Origin of the sequence: Streptomyces sp. NPDC090083 (assembly GCF_044747445.1) — a bacterium.
GTDB lineage: Bacteria > Actinomycetota > Actinomycetes > Streptomycetales > Streptomycetaceae > Streptomyces.
The window spans coordinates 770951-788373 of the sequence record NZ_JBIVED010000004.1 but is presented as its reverse complement, the minus strand read 5'-3'; the positions used below and the strand labels follow the sequence as shown (position 1 = coordinate 788373).

The 17423-nt window shown below is 70.9% G+C and carries 18 protein-coding genes; 13 read left to right on the top strand and 5 right to left on the bottom strand.

Translation table 11 applies throughout. The features are described from left to right. Positions 1-11: 11 nt before the first annotated feature. Both ACIPTO_RS18745 and ACIPTO_RS18740 read right to left on the bottom strand, forming a co-directional pair. A complete protein-coding gene (locus tag ACIPTO_RS18745) occupies positions 12-1253 on the bottom strand; it encodes a cytochrome P450 (RefSeq protein WP_401193352.1) in 1242 nt (413 codons plus the stop codon). A gap of 140 nt (positions 1254-1393) precedes the next feature. After that, positions 1394-2614 (bottom strand): acyl-CoA dehydrogenase family protein, encoded by a 1221-nt coding sequence (locus ACIPTO_RS18740; protein ID WP_401193349.1) that lies wholly within the window; start codon positions 2612-2614, stop codon positions 1394-1396. Between the two features lie 192 nt (positions 2615-2806). Between ACIPTO_RS18740 and ACIPTO_RS18735 the strand changes: the two genes are divergently transcribed. From ACIPTO_RS18735 to ACIPTO_RS18715, 5 genes are all read left to right on the top strand, one after another. Continuing rightward, a complete protein-coding gene (locus ACIPTO_RS18735) occupies positions 2807-4279 on the top strand; it encodes a FadR/GntR family transcriptional regulator (protein ID WP_401193347.1) in 1473 nt (490 codons plus the stop codon). A 141-nt stretch (positions 4280-4420) separates the two neighbouring features. Continuing rightward, a complete protein-coding gene (locus ACIPTO_RS18730; protein WP_401193344.1) occupies positions 4421-5569 on the top strand; it encodes an acyl-CoA dehydrogenase family protein in 1149 nt (382 codons plus the stop codon). Positions 5570-5628: 59 nt separating this feature from the next. Continuing rightward, a complete protein-coding gene (locus ACIPTO_RS18725; protein ID WP_401193341.1) occupies positions 5629-6396 on the top strand; it encodes an SDR family NAD(P)-dependent oxidoreductase in 768 nt (255 codons plus the stop codon). Next, positions 6393-7574 (top strand): acyl-CoA dehydrogenase family protein, encoded by a 1182-nt coding sequence (locus ACIPTO_RS18720; protein ID WP_401193338.1) that lies wholly within the window; start codon positions 6393-6395, stop codon positions 7572-7574. Before ACIPTO_RS18725 ends, ACIPTO_RS18720 begins: the two co-directional genes overlap by 4 nt. Continuing rightward, positions 7571-8548 (top strand): NADPH:quinone oxidoreductase family protein, encoded by a 978-nt coding sequence (locus ACIPTO_RS18715; protein ID WP_401193335.1) that lies wholly within the window; start codon positions 7571-7573, stop codon positions 8546-8548. The genes ACIPTO_RS18720 and ACIPTO_RS18715 overlap by 4 nt, the downstream gene beginning before the upstream one ends. Positions 8549-8557: 9 nt before the next feature. On the opposite strand, the gene ACIPTO_RS18710 is transcribed toward ACIPTO_RS18715, so the two are convergent. Next, positions 8558-9421: a mycofactocin-coupled SDR family oxidoreductase gene (locus ACIPTO_RS18710; protein WP_401193332.1), complete on the bottom strand. Its 864-nt coding sequence runs from the start codon at positions 9419-9421 to the stop codon at positions 8558-8560. Positions 9422-9601: 180 nt separating this feature from the next. Between ACIPTO_RS18710 and ACIPTO_RS18705 the strand changes: the two genes are divergently transcribed. The 4 genes from ACIPTO_RS18705 to ACIPTO_RS18690 are packed head-to-tail and all read left to right on the top strand — an operon-like array spanning position 9602 to position 11987. After that, positions 9602-10747, top strand: a complete 1146-nt coding sequence (locus ACIPTO_RS18705; protein WP_401193330.1) for an amidohydrolase family protein — start codon at positions 9602-9604, stop codon at positions 10745-10747. Next, positions 10744-10953 (top strand): hypothetical protein, encoded by a 210-nt coding sequence (locus ACIPTO_RS18700; RefSeq protein ID WP_366317398.1) that lies wholly within the window; start codon positions 10744-10746, stop codon positions 10951-10953. The genes ACIPTO_RS18705 and ACIPTO_RS18700 overlap by 4 nt, the downstream gene beginning before the upstream one ends. A 16-nt stretch (positions 10954-10969) precedes the next feature. Next, positions 10970-11782 carry a mycofactocin-coupled SDR family oxidoreductase gene (locus ACIPTO_RS18695; RefSeq protein WP_401193327.1) on the top strand — a complete coding sequence of 271 codons (813 nt, stop codon included), beginning with the start codon at positions 10970-10972 and terminating at the stop codon, positions 11780-11782. Between the two features lie 13 nt (positions 11783-11795). Beyond that, complete coding sequence (locus ACIPTO_RS18690; protein ID WP_366317401.1) at positions 11796-11987, top strand: ferredoxin; 192 nt, start codon at positions 11796-11798, stop codon at positions 11985-11987. 54 nt (positions 11988-12041) lie between these two features. Here the strand turns inward: ACIPTO_RS18690 and ACIPTO_RS18685 are convergent, their stop codons facing one another. Beyond that, positions 12042-12914 carry a VOC family protein gene (locus tag ACIPTO_RS18685; RefSeq protein WP_366317403.1) on the bottom strand — a complete coding sequence of 291 codons (873 nt, stop codon included), beginning with the start codon at positions 12912-12914 and terminating at the stop codon, positions 12042-12044. 168 nt (positions 12915-13082) lie between these two features. Here ACIPTO_RS18685 and ACIPTO_RS18680 point away from each other — a divergent pair, with 168 nt between their 5' ends. The 4 genes from ACIPTO_RS18680 to ACIPTO_RS18665 all read left to right on the top strand — a co-directional run bounded on the left by ACIPTO_RS18680 (position 13083) and on the right by ACIPTO_RS18665 (position 15715). Next, entirely contained in the window at positions 13083-13943 is an 861-nt protein-coding gene (locus ACIPTO_RS18680; protein ID WP_366317405.1) for an alpha/beta fold hydrolase, read from the top strand. Positions 13944-13967: 24 nt separating this feature from the next. Further along, entirely contained in the window at positions 13968-14618 is a 651-nt protein-coding gene (locus ACIPTO_RS18675) for a TetR family transcriptional regulator (protein ID WP_401193322.1), read from the top strand. Between the two features lie 153 nt (positions 14619-14771). Next, positions 14772-15212 (top strand): DM13 domain-containing protein, encoded by a 441-nt coding sequence (locus ACIPTO_RS18670; RefSeq protein ID WP_401193320.1) that lies wholly within the window; start codon positions 14772-14774, stop codon positions 15210-15212. A 131-nt stretch (positions 15213-15343) separates the two neighbouring features. Beyond that, on the top strand, positions 15344-15715 hold the full coding sequence (locus ACIPTO_RS18665) for a hypothetical protein (protein WP_366317411.1): 372 nt from the start codon (positions 15344-15346) through the stop codon (positions 15713-15715). Between the two features lie 4 nt (positions 15716-15719). Here ACIPTO_RS18665 and ACIPTO_RS18660 read toward each other — a convergent pair whose 3' ends face one another. Then, complete coding sequence (locus ACIPTO_RS18660) at positions 15720-17324, bottom strand: FAD-dependent oxidoreductase (RefSeq protein ID WP_401193318.1); 1605 nt, start codon at positions 17322-17324, stop codon at positions 15720-15722. Between the last annotated feature and the right edge of the window lie 99 nt (positions 17325-17423).

Sequence of the window (17423 nt, the reverse complement as noted above, 5' to 3'; positions counted from 1 at the left end):
GGAAGGTGGGATCACCAGGCCACCGGCAACTCGTAGATGCCGTAGGCCTGGGAGTCCTCCTTGAACGTCAACTCCGAGACGTCCGCGGCGAGTCGGAGGGTCGGGACCCGGCGGAACAACGTGCTGAAGACGACGTGGAGTTCGATGCGCGCGAGCTGCTGCCCCACGCACTGGTGCGGGCCCCAGCCGAACGCGTGGTGGTGCGCCGCGGGGCGGGTGAGGTCAAGTGTCCCGGGGTCGGGGAAGGCCTGCGGATCCCAGTTGGCGGCCGGCAGTGAGGCGATGACACCCTCGCCCGCGCGGATGACCTCGCCGTCGATCTCGATGTCGTCCAACACCGCGCGGCGGGCCAGCAGATGGGGGATGGTGAGGTAGCGCAGCAGCTCCTCGACCGTGCTCGTCACATAGGCGGGGTCGTCCGAGTGCGCGCGCAGGCCCGCGAGTTGGCCTGGGTTCTCCAGCAGCAGCGCGGTGCCCAGCGTGATCATGTTCGCGCTGGTGTCGTGCCCGGCGACCAGCAGGATGTGTCCCAGGGGCGCGGCCTCCTCCATGGACAGCTCGCCCGCCTCGATGCGCGCGCCGAGGTCGGAGAGGACGTCCTCGCCGGGGTCGGCCATCTTGGCCTCGATGAGCCCGGCGATGTAGCGACGCACGGTCGCGGTGCTCTCCGCCGCCTTCTCCGGGGTCTTGAAGCGCGCGTTGGTGACGCCCGCGTGCTCCTGGAAGAAGTCGTGGTCCTCGTACGGCACCCCGAGGAGTGCGCAGATCATCAGGGACGGCAGCGGGAGCGACAGCGCCTCGTTGAGTTCGGTCGGGTTGGGGCCCGCGAGCATCCTGTCGATGAGGTCGTCGGTGATCCGCTGGATCTCCGGACGGATCCGCTCCATCCGGTGCCGGGTGAACGAACTCGTCAGCATCCGGCGCCAGCGGGTGTGTTCGGCACCGTCGGTGTTGTTGATCGACGGCTGGATATGGGCCGCGTGCGCCTTCATGGCCTCGGTCGTGTGCGGATATCCGGGGGCCCCGATGTTCGCGCTGAGCCGGGGATCGGTCAGCAGCTTCCGCTGGGCCGCGTGCGTGGTGACCACCCACGGGGTCGTACCGTCCCAGGTCCGCGCCCGGACGACAGCCCTGCCCGTGTCGTGCAGTTCCAGCAGCCCCGGCGGCGGAGCGAACGGACACGCGCCCGATCGGGGCGAGGGGTACTCCGGCAGTTCCTCGGAGACGTCGGTTCCGGCCACGCTCTCGGTCATGGTTCTGTCGTCCTCTCGTCGGGCCCGCACCTGACGAAACCATACGTCGACCGATCGGTACAATCAATCGTCCGGAAAGCGCGCGAAGGCTTTCCGGCGTTCGGGTGGGAAGCGTGGGGTGTACGTATCGACCAAGTGGTCTATTTGTGTTTCGGGGCCGGTCCGCGAGGCTCGCGCGGCATCCCGAGCCCCCGTTCCGCGACCTGGGTGCGCAGCACCTCGTTCGCCCCGCCCGCGATCGTGTACGCCCGCGAGTACAGATGCGCGTCCTGCCACCAGCCGTCCGCCACGGCGTCCTCGTCGCCCTCGACCAGCAGCCCGTCCGTGCCCTGCAGGCCGAGGCCGAAGTCGACCAGGTCGTGGTTGAGTTCGCTGAAGAAGATCTTGCCGAGGAGGGCGTCGGCGGGCTGCTCCGTGCCGTGCAGCATCCGTGACTGGGCGAGACCGAGCAGTGCGGCGTTCACCTGCACCCGCGCGGCCAGTTCGCCGATCGCCTGCCGCGTCGCCGAGTCGTCCAGCGCGGGCCGCCCGCCGACCGGCGCACGAGAGGCCAGCCGCACCAAGTCGTCGAGTACGGCGAAGAGTTCGACCCCGCGTGCGCCCACGCCGGAACGCTCATGGCCCAGGCTGCTCATCGCCACCCGCCAGCCGTCGTTCACACGGCCGATCACCTGTGTGGCGGGGATGCGGACGGCGTCAAGGAAGACCTCGTTGAAGTCGGTCGTGCCGGTGATCTCCCGCAGCGGCCGGATGTCGACGCCCGGGGTGCGCAGGTCGAGGGCGAACGCCGTGATGCCCCGGTGCCTGGGGGCCTCGTGATCGGTGCGGGCGAGCAGATAGCCCATGTCGGCGTGCTGGCCGTTCGTCGTCCACACCTTCTGGCCGTCCACGACGAACACCGCGTCGTCGCCCTCGCCCTCACGGACCGCCCGGGTCCGCAGCGCGGCCAGGTCGCTGCCCGCCTCGGGCTCGCTGAACAGCTGGCACCACACGTCCTCGCAGGAGCGGATGCGGGGCAGGAACCGCGCCCGCTGCGCTTCGGTGCCGAACTCCAGCAGGGCGGCCGAGGCGAGCGACGCGGCGCCGATCGGCTGCCAGGTCCGGGCCCGCGCGATCTCCTCGGCGACGACGAACGGCTCCAGGGGATGCGCGTCGGGCCGGCCGCCGTACTCGGCCGGCCAGTCGATCCCGAGGAACCCGGCCTCGTACAACCGGGCGGTCCACGCGCGGATCGCGGGCATCAGTTCCGGCTCCGGCGCGCGAACCCCCGCATGGGACTTGGTGCCCGGGGCGTGCTCCGCGACGAAGGCGCGCACCTTCCTCCGGAACGCGTCGAGCTCGGGCGTGGACTCCGGTCGCATCGCTGGCGGCTCCCTGCTCTCGTGGCACGGCCCGGAAATGAGGTCACTTTAACCGGATCGGTCGTCCTACAGCCAGTGCCGAACCGCCTAAAAAGTGACCTCATCTGGGTGCTGAGAGGGTGAAGCGCCCGCCTCCGGGCCTGGTGGCGAATAGACTGGGGATCCGCAATATCCGCCCCAGAGGAGTTGGCCATGGCGACTGCCGTCGACCGCGAGCCCGCCGACGGCGAGACCGGTGTCCCGGTCGGCAAGCTGGCCGCGCAGACCGCCCGCCGTATCGAGGCGACCGTGATCCGCCAGGGCTGGCCGGTGGGCGAGTCACTGGGCTCCGAGGTGGACCTGCGGGAGCGGCTGGGCGTGAGCCGGGCCGTGCTGCGCGAGGCCGTACGGCTCGTCGAGCACCACCAGGTCGCCAGGATGCGGCGCGGCCCGAACGGTGGCCTGATCGTCTGCGCGCCCGACGCCGGCCCGGCCACCCGCGCCATGGTGATCTACCTCGAATACGTCGGCACGAGCGTCACGGACCTCCTCCAGGCGCGCCTCCTCCTGGAGCCGATCGCCGCCGGACTCGCCGCCGAGCGGATCACCGAGGAGGGCATCGAGACCCTCCGCACGGCACTTGAGGCCGAACTGGCCCACTGGGACGACCCGGGCGTCCACTCGCAGGACCCGCTCCACCCCGTGCTCGGCCGGCTGTCGGGCAACCCGGTGCTGCACCTCTTCGTCGACGTGCTCACCCGGCTCACCGCACGCTACGCGCACACCTCCCGACGGATCTCCAAGTCCGAGATGCACGCGGCGAAGGACACCTCGCACCGTGCGCACCAGGCCGTCGTCGACGCCGTGATCGCCGACGACGGAGCGCGCGCCCAGACCGAGTTGACCGCGCACCTGGAGTCGGTGGCCGGCTGGATCGAGAAGCACCGGGTGCGGCGCGGACAGCGGATCGCCGGCACCGTGGTCGAGCCCGAACTGGTCGAGGGCCCGCGGGCCAAGCTCGCCGAGGTGGTCGCCGCCCGGATCCACGACGACATCGCCGCGCGCGGCTGGCAGACCGGCATGGTGCTCGGCTCGGAGGCCGATCTGCTCGCCCGCTACTCGATCAGCCGGGCCGTACTGCGGGAAGCCGTGCGGCTGTTGGAGTACCACTCGGTCGCCCGGATGCGTCGCGGACCCGGCGGCGGACTGGTCGTCACCGAGCCCGAACCGCAGGCGAGCATCGACACCATGGCGCTGTTCCTGGAGTACCAGGGCGTCACGGCCGACGACCTGCGGATCGTCCGCAACGCCATCGAACTCGGCATCGTCGCCCGGGTCACCGCCCGGGTAGCGGAGGGCGACACGGAGGTGGCCGAGCGCCTGGGCCGGGCCGTGCGGTGGAGCACGGAGGGTCCCGCCGACGACCCGCGCAAGGCCGACCTCTTCCACACGGAACTGGCCGCGCTGTCCGACAATCCGGTGCTGTCGCTGTTCCTGTCGATCATCACCGAGCTGTTCCGCCGGCACGCCTCCGGCCATGACCGGCCGCTGCCGGGCGACACGGCGGCGCAGGAGGTCCAGCACGTCCACCAGCGGATCCTGGACGCCATCGTCGAGGGCGACGCCGGGGTGGCCCGGCACCGGATGCGCCGGCACCTGGACGCGCTCATCCCCTGGTGGCACTGATTCCCTGACACTCGACCGGCAGCGCCCCGTGCGGCATTCCGCCTCACGGGGCGTTCTGCTGTACGGCGCGTTCTGCCGTACCGGGCTCTGGCGCGCGAGGCCAATTAGGTATACTAAATAGGTCGAGCCGAAGGAGATCCGATGCGCCGGGCCCTGTTCGAAGAGACCCACGAGGACTTCCGTCTGCTGGTCCGTGGCTTCCTCGCCCGCGAGGTGGTCCCGTCGTACGAGGACTGGCGGCGCGCCGGGCTCGTCCCACGCGACCTGTTCACCGCACTCGGCGAACTGGGCATCATCGGCACGTCGATCCCGGAGGAGTACGGCGGAGGCGGCCAGGACGACTACCGCTACAACGTCGTGCTCCAGGAGGAGTGCGCACGCGCCGGCGTCACCCTCGGCGGACTGCGCACCCATCTGGACATCGTCGTCCCGTACTTCACCGGCCTGGCCGACGGCGGACAACGGGCCCGCTGGTTACCGGGGTTGGCCTCGGGCAAGCTGTACACCGCGATCGCGATGAGCGAACCCGGCACCGGCTCCGACCTCGCGGGCATCACCACCCGGGCGGTCCGCGACGGCGACCACTTCGTGCTGAACGGCGCCAAGACCTTCATCACCGGTGGCCACCACGCCGACCTCGTGATCGTGGTCGCCCGCACCGCCACCGACCCCGCCGACCGGCGTGCCGGGCTGTCCCTCCTCGTCGTCGAGAAGGGCATGCCCGGCTACACGGTCGGGCGCAGGCTGGAGAAGATCGGCCTGGCCGTCCAGGACACCGTGGAACTCGCCTTCACCGACGTCCGCGTACCCGCCGCCAACCTCCTCGGCGAGGAAGGCGCGGCCTTCACCCTCCTCGGCCGCAACCTCGCCCAGGAACGCCTCGCCATCGCGGTCGGCGCGGTCGCCCAGGCCCGTATCGCGATCGACCTGACCGTCGCCCAGGTCCGCGACCGGACCGTGTTCGGGAAACCGCTGGCCCAGTTCCAGAACACGAAGTTCGAACTCGCCGCCCTGGACGCCGAGTCGACCGCAGCCCAAGCCCTGCTCGATGCCTCGGTCACCGCGCTCGTCGCGGGCGAACTGGACCCCGCGGACGCGGCCAGGACCAAGCTGTTCTGCACCGAGACACAGGGGCGCGTCATCGACCGCTGTCTCCAACTGCACGGCGGCTACGGCTACATCCTCGAATCCCCGATCGCCCGCCTGTACGCGGACGCCCGCGTGACCCGCATCTACGGCGGCACCAGCGAAGTCATGAAGCTCATCATCAGCAAGTCCCTCGGCCTGTGATTCCCCGGGCCTGTGATGTCCCGGGCCTTCGAGTCCCCGTAGACCATGAGGAGTTGGGTGTGAACATCGACGGTTCAGCGGCACTCGTCACCGGCGGCGCCTCCGGGCTCGGCCTAGCCACCGCGCGCCGCCTCATCGAACGCGGCGGACGTGTCGTCCTCGCCGACATCTCCGAGGAACAGGGCGTCAAGGCCGTCGCCGACCTCGGCGAGGCCGCACGCTTCGTGCGCACCGACGTCACCGACGCGGCCGAGGTCGGTGCCGCCCTCGACACCGCCCAGCGGCTCGGCACGCTGCGCCACGTCGTGCACTGCGCCGGACGCGGCGGCGACCGCACCCGCATCATCGACCGCGACCGCAGGCCCGGCGACCTCGACTCCTTCGCCGAGGTCGTACGGGTCAACCTGATCGGCAGCTACAACGTGCTGCGCCTCGCGGCCGCCCGCCTCGCCGCCAACGACGTCGTCGACGGCGACCGGGGCGCCGTGGTGCTCACGGCGTCGGTCGCCGCGTTCGACGGCCAGATCGGGCAGACCTCGTACACCGCGGCCAAGGCCGGGGTCCACGGCATCACCCTCGTCGCCGCCCGCGACCTGGCCAGCTGGCAGATCCGGGTGAACACCATCGCCCCCGGCATCATGGACACCCCGATGCTCGGCCGTCTGCGCGCCGACATCCGCGACGGGCTCGCCGCCACGGTGCCGCACCCCAAACGCCTCGGCGACCCGGACGACTTCGCCCGCCTCGCCGTCGAGATGCTGGAGAACCCGTACCTCAACGGCCAGACCGTCCGCCTCGACGGCGCCATCCGCATGGCCCCGCGATGACGCCGGACGACACCGACGAGCGGTTCCGCGCCCGCCTGCGGACCTTCCTGACGGAGCGTCATCCCGGGCGCCGCCCCAAGGACCCCGTCGAACGGATCGCCTGGCAGAAGAAATGGCTCGCCACCCTCTACGACGCCGGGTACGCGGGCCCGGGTTGGCCGCGCGCGTACGGCGGCATGGACCTGTCCTTCGCCCGCCAGGTCGTCTACCAGGAGGAGTACGCGCGCGCCCGTGTCCCCGGCCCCCTCGGCACCGGAACGGGCATCGCCGCCCCCACCCTCATCACGTACGGCACGCCCGGGCAGAAGGAGCGGCACCTTCGCCCCATGCTGCGCGGCGACACGGTGTGGGCGCAGGGCTACTCCGAACCGGAGGCGGGATCGGACCTTCCCGCGCTGCGCACGACCGCACGGCGCGAAGGGGAGGAGTACGTCGTCAACGGGCAGAAGGTGTGGAACAGTTCGGCCGACATCGCCGACATCCTCTTCACCCTCGTCCGCACCGGCCCGCCCGACTCCCGCCAGGACGGCATCAGTTACCTGCTGATCGACGCGCACGCCCCGGGCGTGACCGTACGGCCCCTGCGCGATCTGACCGGCGACGCGCACTTCTGCGAGATCTTCCTCGACGGCGTCCGGGTGCCGGTGGCCGACCGGATCGGCGAGGAGAACGGCGGCTGGCCGCTGGTGCGGACGAGCCTGGGGCACGAGCGCGCGGCCGGGGCGATGAACCAAGCGGCCCTGTACCGGCGGGTGTTGGACGAGCTGATCCAACTCGCCCGGGAACGCGGGGCCACGGCCGACCCGATCGTCCGCGACCGGCTCGCGGACTTCGAGATCCGGGTGCGCGTCATGCGGCTCACCGGCATGCGCACCATCGCCGACATCATGACCAAGGGTGAACCCGGACCGGCCTCCTCGACGGCACGGCTGTCCATCGTGACCTTCGAGCAGGAGCTGCACGAGTTCGCCCTCGACCTGCTGGGACCCTACGGAATCCTCGGCCGCGGCGACCCGCATGCCGTCCAACGCGGGCGCTGGGTGTGGGGGTTCCTCCGCACCCGGGCCTCGTCGATCGGGGCGGGCACCGCCGAGATCCAGCGCAACACGATCGCCGAGCAGGTGCTGGGCCTGCCCCGTGACCCGGCGATGCCGACGACCGCGGAAAGGGCGCGATGAGGGCCGCACGCTGCACGGAGTACGGTCCGCCCGGAGGCCTCTCGGTCGTCGAACTCGACGATCCCCGGCCCGGTCCGGGCGAGGTGCTGGTCCGGGTGCACGCGGCGGCGGTGAACTTCCCGGACGTGCTGATCGTGGCCGACCGCTACCAGGTGCACGCGCCGCCGCCGTTCACGCCCGGCAGCGAGTTCGCCGGTGTGGTGGCCGAGTTGGGCCCGGGCGTGGCCGGCCCGCCCGTCGGCTCGCCCGTCGCCGGAGCGGTGCTCACCGGCGCCTTCGCCGAACAGGTCGTCGTACCCGTCGCGAGCCTGCGCCAGGTGCCCGAGGGCCTCGACATGGTGCACGCCGCCGCGTTCCACGTCACGTACGCCACCGCCTACCACTCCCTCGTCACCGTCGGACAGGGCGGCGCGGGGGAGTGGGTGGCGGTGCTCGGCGCCGCGGGCGGGGTCGGTTCGGCCGCGGTCGACATCGCGACCCGGCTCGGGATGCGGGTGGTCGCCGCCGCGTCCGGCCAGGAGCGGCTGGCCGTCGCCCGCGAGCTCGGAGCCGAGGCCGGCGTCGACTACGTCCGCGAGGATCTCAAGCTCCGCACACGGGAGTTGACCGGTGGCGAGGGCGTCCACCTCGTCGTCGACCCGGTGGGCGGCGACCACGCGGAGGCCGCGCTGCGGGCACTGCGCCGGGGCGGCCGGTTCGTCACGGTCGGGTACGCCGACGGGAGGATCCCGCGGATTCCGCTGAACCTGGTCCTGCTCAAGGACCTGGTCGTCCGGGGCTTCGAGATCCGTACGGTCCGCCAGTACGCCCCGGAGGCGGTGGCCACCGCCGACCGCGCCCTCGCCGCGCTGGTCCGGGACGGGATGCGCCCGCTGGTCTCCCGCGTGCACCCGCTCGACGACGTCGCGACCGCCCTGACCGACGTCGCCGGGCGCAGGACCACCGGCAAAGTGGTCCTGGACCTCGTCTCCTAGGAACGGCCCTCAGAACGTGGGGAGTTGGGGACGCTTGCGTACGTAGCCGCCCGCGTCGACCCGCATCTGCATCCCGGTGACGTAGCGGGACTCGTCGGAGACGAGGAAGAGCACGGTGTCGGAGACGTCCTCGGGCTCGACGTAGGGGATGTCCATGCCGGTCGTCGCGGGGAACGACAGCAGGGCGTCCTCGCGGGTCGGGTTGTCGAGGTCGGGCCGGAACGAGCGGTACATGATGTCGCTGTTCAGCATGTCGGTGTTGACGTTGGTGGGGTGCAGCGCGTTGACCCGGATCCGCCTGGACAGCAGCACCGTCGCCAGGTCGTGCACGAAGGCGGCGACCTGTCGCTTGGCGAAGGAGTAGCCGAGGCCGCCGGGGCCGTTGGAGGGGTTGTCGACGGTCGCCGGGGTCAGCGCCGCGATGGAGCCGGTCGCCACGATCGAGGCGCCGTCGGGCAGATGGGGCAGCGCGGCCTCGATGGCGTGGACGACCCCGTTGAAGTCGACGGTGACCGCGTCGATGAAGGCCTGGACGCCCTGCCGAGGGCCCAGCGGGGCGATACCAGCCTGGGCGACGACCGCGTCGAGCCGCCCCAGTTCGGCCACTCCGTCGGCCACGGCCGCCTTGAGCGCCGCCGGATCCCGCACGTCCGCCGTGCGCGCCACGACGCGACGGCCGAGCTTCTCGACCCGGCGCGCGGTCTCGTCGAGATCGTCCCGGGTGGCCAGCGGATACGCGTTCGTGGCGATGTCCTCGCACAGGTCGACGGCGATGATGTCGGCGCCCTCCGCGGCCAGCCGGAGCGCGTGGGCGCGGCCCTGTCCGCGCGCGGCACCGGTGATGAAGACGACCTTGTCCTGTACTCGGCCCATCGGGGGACTCCTTCCGCCGGAGATAAAAGAGTAGCCTGAATATTGCTGGAGAAGGCTGCTCGCGGTCCATGATCGGGGTCAACTGGGGCAGTGGGTGGCCTGTTTCCGTTCAGTGGGACACGAACAGTGCACACAATTCAGCCGATGCTAGAGAGTCCATGAGATCGAGGGAGCGCATCGATGCCATTGCAGCCATGGATGAAGTTGCTGTCGACCGACGACCACCTGATCGAGCCGCCCCGTCTGTGGGCCGACCGCCTGCCCAGGAAGTACCGGGACGTCGGACCGCGGATCGTGGAACAGCCGCGAGGGGAGGGCCAGGCCCCGGCCGAGGTGTGGAACTACGAGGACCGCATCTACCCGTACATCGGCCTGAACGCCGTCGCGGGCAAGACGCCCGAGGAGTTCGGCCTCGAACCGACCCGCTACGACGAGATGATCCCGGGCTGCTACGACCCGAAGGCCCGGCTGCGCGACATGGACCTGGACGGTGTCTGGGGAGCGCTGTGCTTCCCGTCGTTCCCGCGCTTCGCCGGCACGGTCTTCCTGGACGGCCGGGACCGCGAGCTGGCCCTGCTCTGCGTCCGGGCGTGGAACGACTTCGTGCTCGACGAGTGGTGCGCCACCGCACCCGGCCGGCTCATCCCGCTGGTCATCCTGCCGCTGTGGGACGTCGACGCCTGCGCCGCCGAGATCCGGCGCACGGCGGCCAGGGGCGCCAAGGCGATCTCGTTCCCGGAGAACCCGGTACCGCTGGGGCTGCCGTCCTTCCACACCGGCCACTGGGACCCGGTGTTCACCGCCGCCGTGGAGACCGGCATGCCGTTGTGCCTGCACTTCGGCACCTCGGGCGCCGCACCGAAGACCGCCCCGGAGGCGCCGTTCGCGGTGACCATCTCGCTGTTCGGCTGCAACTCCATGTACGCCACCGCCGACCTGATCTTCTCCCCGGTGTTCCACCACCACCCGGACCTCAAGGTGGGGCTGTCGGAGGGCGGCATCGGCTGGATCCCCTACCTGCTGGAGCGGATGGACGGCACCTGGGAACGGCACCGCTTCTACCAGAACGTCAACCAGACCGTGCGGCCCTCGGAGCTGTTCCGCCGGCACATCCACGGCTGCTTCATCGACGACCGGTTCGGCGTGGACGTACGCCACCACGTCGGCGTCGACAGGATCACCTGGGAGTGCGACTACCCGCACTCCGATTCGTACTGGCCCAAGAGCCGAGAGTACGCGGCCGAGGTCCTCGCCGACGTACCGGACGACGAGGTCCACAGGATCGTGGAGCTGAACGCCCGCCGCCTCTACAACCTCCCCGCATGAGCGGGCGCCCGGAGTCCGAGCGCTCCGACTGGACCGACCTGGACCTGCTCACCCGCGACGAGGCGTACGGCCGGCTCCAGGAGGAGATCGCCCTGACCGGCCGACGCCTCGCCGCACTCGGCGCGGACGACCGGGCCGAGCGCGACCTCCTCGACACCCGGCTGCGCGCCCTGCGCGAGGCCGCCGAGGACCTGAATGTCGGCTGAGCGAAGGGGAGTCGGCGTGGGACGGGTGCGGGACAAGGTGGCGCTGGTCACGGGAGCGGCCCGGGGTCAGGGGCGCTCCCACGCCGTGCGGCTGGCGGAGGAGGGAGCCGATGTCGTGGTCACCGACGTGTGCCACGACATCAGCGACGAGCTGCCCTACGCGCTGGCGTCGAAGGAACAGCTGGAGGAGACCGCGGAGTTGGTGCGCGGGACGGGCCGGCGGTGCGTCGCGGTGCAGGCCGACGTCCGGTCGGTGGCCGAGATGCGGGGTGCCGTGGACGCGGCCAGGGACGCGTTCGGGCGGCTCGACACGGTCGTCGCGAACGCGGGCGTGATGAGCATCGGCGCGGCCTGGGAGCTGACCGAGGAGGCCTGGGACGTCGTCATGGACGTCAACCTCAAGGGTCCCTGGAACACGGTGCGCGCCGCGATCCCCTGGATGATCGAGGCCGGGCGGGGCGGGTCAGTCGTCATCACCAGTTCGGCCGCCGGTATCCGCGGCCATGTGCCGTACGCCCACTACGTGGCCGCCAAGCACGGTGTCGTGGGCCTGATGAAGGCGCTCTCCAACGAACTCGCCCCGCACCGCATCAGGGTGAACACCGTGCACCCGACCGGCGTCAGCGACACGGGCATCACCGTCGGCGTACCGATCGAGGAACTCGCCGCGCGGGAACCGCTGTTCGCGCTCGCCGCCATGAACCCCCTCGCCCCGTACGTCGAACCGCGGGACGTGTCGAACGCCGTGCTGTTCCTCGCCTCGGACGAGGCGCGGTACGTCACGGGTCTCCAGTTCACCGTCGACGCCGGCTCGACGAACAAGCCCTAGAACGGAGTTGCGCATGAAGATCACGATCGACTCCTCGCTGTGCTCCGGGCACGCGAGGTGCGCGGCGGCGGCACCGGAGGTGTTCCGGCTCGACGACGACGGTTATGCGCTGCCCTTCGACAGTGAGGTGCCGGCCGAACTGGAACAGGCCGCCAGGGAAGGGGAGTTCGCCTGTCCCGAGCGGGCCGTCACCGTCGAGCGCTGACACGGAGCAGCCCCACGGCCGGACACCGTGGGGCTGCTCTCGCGCGTGGCCGGTTCAGCCGGCGGGCTGCGGCGGCGGGGTGAAGTGGTGGCCCCAGAACGCGCCGTCGGTGATCTCGTAGACCGGCACCGGCTCGGGCACCTTCAGGCCGTTCCAGCCGAACTCGACGGCGTAGTTCTCCGGCGACCACACGTAGAACGACACCATGTGGTCGTTCGTGTGCTTGCCGAGCGAGTGCATCATCGGGACATCGAGCTTCGCGGCCCGGTCCAGGGCACGCCCCACGTCGTCCAGGGTCTCGCCCTCGACCATGAAGTGCAGCAGCCGCCCGGGGCCCGGCGCCGGGGTGACGCCCAGGGTGTGGTGGCGGGGGTTGCAGCCCATGAACCAGGTCGTCCCGCCCGGTGACCGCATCGTGTTGCGCTCGACGAAGCCGAGGACGCCGACGTAGAAGTCGAAGGTGCCGCGCGCGTCCTCGGCGGAGACGATGGCGTGCCCGAAGCCCATGTCGCCGGTGAGGAACTTCGACACCAGGGGCGTGTGCACGGGGACGTGGTCGAGGATCGCGCCGTAGAACAGCTCGACCGGGTTGCCGCCCGGGTCGTTGAACCTGACGAAGCCGGTGACCCGGCGTTCCGCGGCCTCCTCCTCCGTGCCGGGGGTCACCTTGATGCCGGTCTTCTCGACGTCGGCGACCAGCCTCGCCAGTTCCCGCTCGTCGATCACCTCGAAACCGAGGGCGGTCATCCCGCTCTGTGAGCCGGGGGAGACCACGATGCGGGCCGGATAGTCGTCCATCCGGAAGTACAGGGACTCCGGGTCGCCGCCCTCGACAGGCATCAGGCCGAGGAAGTCCGCCCCGAACACCTTCCACTTCCCGATGTCGCCGGACTCCAGCCGTACATACCCGAGTGAGCGCACACCCATCAGGTTCTCCCCTCAATGTCGTCAACTCCTGGCAGCCCGACGCTAATCAGCACCGCTGACCCGGGTCCGGGAACGTCCCACTGATCGGGAACGGCACGGCACCCCGGCCGGGCCCGGTGGCACGGTGACAGTCGCCTGTCACCCCGCGACCGGAGGCCACGCACCGCCATGACACTCACCGCTGAGGACACCCTGCGCGAACTGCGCACCGACGAGGGCACGTTGCGCTATCACGAGGCGGGCGACGGGCCGCCCCTGCTCCTGCTGCACGGCTCGGGTCCCGGGGTCACCGGCTGGCGCAACTACCGGGGAAACCTCCCGGTGTTCGCGAAGCACTTCCGCTGCCTCGCCCTGGAATTCCCGGGGTTCGGGGTCAGCGACCCGACCGACGAGAACCCGATGGCGGCGGCCCCCAAGGCCGTCCTGCGCTTCCTCGACGGCCTCGGGCTCGACCGCGTCGACGTCATCGGCAACTCCATGGGCGGCTTCGTCGCGGCCGGACTCGCCGTCGCCCACAAGGAGTTGTTCCGCCGGGTCGTCACCATCGGCGGCGTGGGCCGCACCATCCTCTCGCCCGGCCCCAGCGAAGGCCTCAACCTGCTGGTCGAGTTCGCGGAGAACCCGACCCGCGCGAACCTGGTCCAGTGGCTGCGGTCGATGGTCCACGACCCCGCCCTCCTCACCGAGGAACTCGTCGAGGAGCGCTGGCGGACCGCCACCGAGCCCGCGACACTGGAGGCCTCCCGCCGGATCTACGGCCGGCAGGCCATGGCCGCCCTGCAGGCCGCCCAGGCCCACTCCGACCAGCCCCTCTGGGCCGCCCTGCACAGGATCACCGCGCCCACCCTGCTGACCTGGGGCCGCGACGACCGGGTCACACCGCTGGAGAGCGCGCTGATCCCGATGCGTACGATTCCGAAGGCCGAACTGCATGTGCTGCCCGACTGCGGACACTGGGCCATGATCGAGCAGAAGGAGGCCTGGGAGAGCACCGTGCTGGCCTTCCTGACCCGCCCCGAGGCATCCTGAGCGTCGGCGGGAGCACCGGACGACATGGGGGACGACGTGGCGAGACCCGCTGAGGGACGGCAGCCGGCGGCCCCGGTCTCGCGCGGTCAGGTCGCCCGCCGGGTCCGCATCCTCCGCGCCGCCTCCGAACTCGGCGCCCGCGAGGGCCTCGCCAGCGTGCAGATGCACGACGTGGCCAAGGAGGCCGGCGTCGCCATCGCCACCCTGTACCGCTACTTCCCGTCGAAGCCCTACCTGTTCACGGCGGTCCTGGAGTGGCACATCGAGCAGTACCTCGGCGGCCACCACGACGGTCGCACGGACCCCGCGGGCGCCGGACGGACGGATGCCGCCGCCGGACGGACGGACGCCGCCGCCGAGGTCGCGGACCTGCTCATCACCCTCAGCGTGAAGCTGCTGGACAGCCCGCTGCTCGCCTCGGCCGTGGCGCTGTCCTCGTTCACCGAGTACACGACCGCCGTCCCGGCCCGCATCGACATCGTCGACAGCGCCCTCGGCCGGGCCATCCTGCGCCTCCTCGGCGCCGACCAGGCGTCGGAGACCGACCGCGGCAGGGCACGGCTGCTCATCTACGGCTGGTGGGGCCTGTTCGTGGCCATGCTCACCGAGGAGATCTCCACCGCGGAGGCGGAGACCAACATGCGCCTGGCCGCCCGGCTGCTCCTCACGCCGTAGCGGGCCGGTGCCCGCGACCAAATGTGATGCATTCCTTACGTCCTCCCGTCGAGCGGTTATCCCCCCGTCTCCCGTAGGTAAGTTGGTTCCGTCGGCGGCGGCCAGTTCCCGTTGCCGCCGAATCCAGTGGAATCAAGAAGAGGAAGATGTGGCATGCGGAAAATCGGGTTTGCCGGCGTTGTTCTCGTTGCTCTTTCCTTCACGCTCACGGCGTGCGGCGGCTCCGACAGCAAGGACTCCTCCTCGAAGGCGGCGGCCTCCATGCCGGCCTCCCAGCAGGCGATGAAGTCGGCAGACAAGACGGGTATGTTCGCGGGGCTCAACGGCAAGAAGGTGACCGGCTCCGCGAAGGTGGGCGCCTCGGGCGTCACCCTGTCCGGTTTCTCCTCCGACGAGGGCCCGGACCTGCATGTCTACCTCACCAACGGCACCGATGAGGCCGCCGTGTCGGCGGGCAAGCAGCTGGGGGCCGTCAAGTTCGACGAGAAGTCCCAGATGTTCGCGCTCAACGGGGCCGACGCGGCGATGTACAGCACGGTCGTCATCCACTGCGACAAGGCGAAGGCGGTATTCGGCGCCGCGAAACTGTCATGAAAAGGTTCTTTTCCCGGCCGACCCTGATCGCGGCTCTCGTCGGCGCGATCAGGGTTTCCCTCGGAGTTCTCTGGCTCCATGAGGGCACGTTGAAATACCGGGCGCATTTCGGTGCCGCGGACATTCTTCTGGTGGCGAACAGTGCGAAGTCGAACAGTCGAGTTCCGGGGTTCTTCAAAAGCTTCGCGGATGTCGCTCTCGCGAGCTGGCCGCATTTCTTCGGCTTCGCGATGCCGCTGCTGGAGACGGCACTCGGGGTCGTTCTCGTGCTGGGGGTGCTCTCGCTGCCCGCGTCCCTGATGTCGGCCTTCACCCTGCTGACGTACTGGAGCGCGGACCAGCTCATCACCGAGTATCCGGTGATGGCCGCCCTCTCGATGGCCGTCATCGCCTGGCCGCTGCCGGCCGCACGCTTCTCCGTGACGACCCTCGCGGAGCGGGCGGTGGGCCGGAGGCGTCCCCAACCGGTGCTGTTCCAGGAGCCGTTCCGCCGCTGGCTCTGACGGGTCAGTCCGTGCCGCCCGCGATGTCCAGCACGGCCAGACAGGAGAACGCGACACTCGAACCGATCGGTGTTCCCGCGCCCGGGTACACGCGTCCCGACATCGCGGCGGCCGTGTTCCCAGACGCGTACAGGCCCTCGATCGCGGTGCGGTCCGGGCGCAGCACGCGCGCGTGCTCGTCGATCCGCAGTCCGCCCTTGGTGCCGATGTCGGAGGGGAGGATGGTCGCCACGTAGTAGGGCGGGGTGTCGAGCGGCAGCAGCAGGGGGTTGGGCCAGTCCGGGGTGGGCGGTGCCGGGTGGTTGAGTTCGGGGAGGGCGGGGAAGCCCAGCACATGGTGGGCGATCCGGTCCCACGGTGTCTCGCCGCGGTGGAACCGCTCGTCGACCCCGGTGTGCGCGTAGCCGTTGAACTCCTCGATGGTCCCGCGCAGGGCGTCGAGCGGTACGTCGATCAGCTTCGCCAACTCCTCAAGGGAATCAGCCCTCTTGAGCGCGCCCGACGCGAACCACTCGGCGCGGACCGGCTGGTCGTGGGGTCCGCCGAAGCCGTCCCGGTCCAGCTGCCGCTGGTCGATGATCCAGTGGGCGGGGATGTGCGAGACCCCCGTGGTGGTGTGCAGGCGGACGATCTCGCGGCCCGCTTGGTCGTAGGGCCGGGCCTCGTTGACGAAGCGTTCGCCCGCCGCGTTGACCCAGATGCCGCCCCGGGTGCCCGTGTGGAAGAGCGGGAGGCCGTCCGGCCACACGAGGCCCGGCACGCACCAGGCCGCGTCGAGCAGGTCGGTCGCGGCGCCGACCGCGATCCCGGCCCGGAGCGCGTCGCCCGTGTTCCCCGGCGCGCCGTGGCTCCACTCGCTCGCGCGCTCCGGGACCGGCTGGTGTTTCGCGCGCAGCTCCTGATCGCGCTCGAAGCCGCCGGCCGCGAGGAGCACCCCGCCCGTGGCGCGGAACGTGACCCGCTCGCCGCCGCTGACCGCCTCCACGCCGACGACCCTGCCGTCCTCGACGACCAGGCTGTCGAGCGCGGTGCCGAGCCGGAGCGAACCGTGGCCCGTCTCCAGGAAGGCCGCGAGCGTCCGGCCGATCAGCGCGCGGCCGCCGCTGAGGACCGGGCCCTCGTCACGTCCCCATCGCTCGGCGGGCAGGCAGGTGCGCACCAGCGGGGCGAGCTCGCCGAGTTCGGCGACGGTGACCTGCGGCGGGAAGACGGTGTGGCCCGCCGTGGAGGCGCCGGCGGCTTCCGGGTAGTAGTCGGGCACCGGTCCGTACGTGAACGACCGGAACCACGGGTTCTGCTCCAACTCGTCGATCACCTGCGCCCCGGCCCGCAGATAGGCGTCCTGCAGAGGCTCCCGTGACGGGTCGTCGACGGTGGCGCGCAGATACGTCCTGGCGTCCTCGACGCTCTCGTCCAGACCGGCCCGCCGCAGCGGAGCGGAGCCGGGAAACCACAGACCCGCGCCGGAGTAGGCGGTCGTGCCGCCGACCCGGTCGGTCTTCTCGAGGACGAGCGTGCGCAGGCCGCGTGACGCCGCGACGTAGGCACCGACCAGACCCCCGCCCGACCCGACCACGATCACGTCGTAGACGTCCTCGTTGCTGGTCATCCTGACCTCCTCAGGTGTGCTGACGAACTCGACGGCCGAGCGCGGCTCGACGCCACCACCTCTCGCGATGTGCCGGCGACGGTATCGAGCCACATCGAC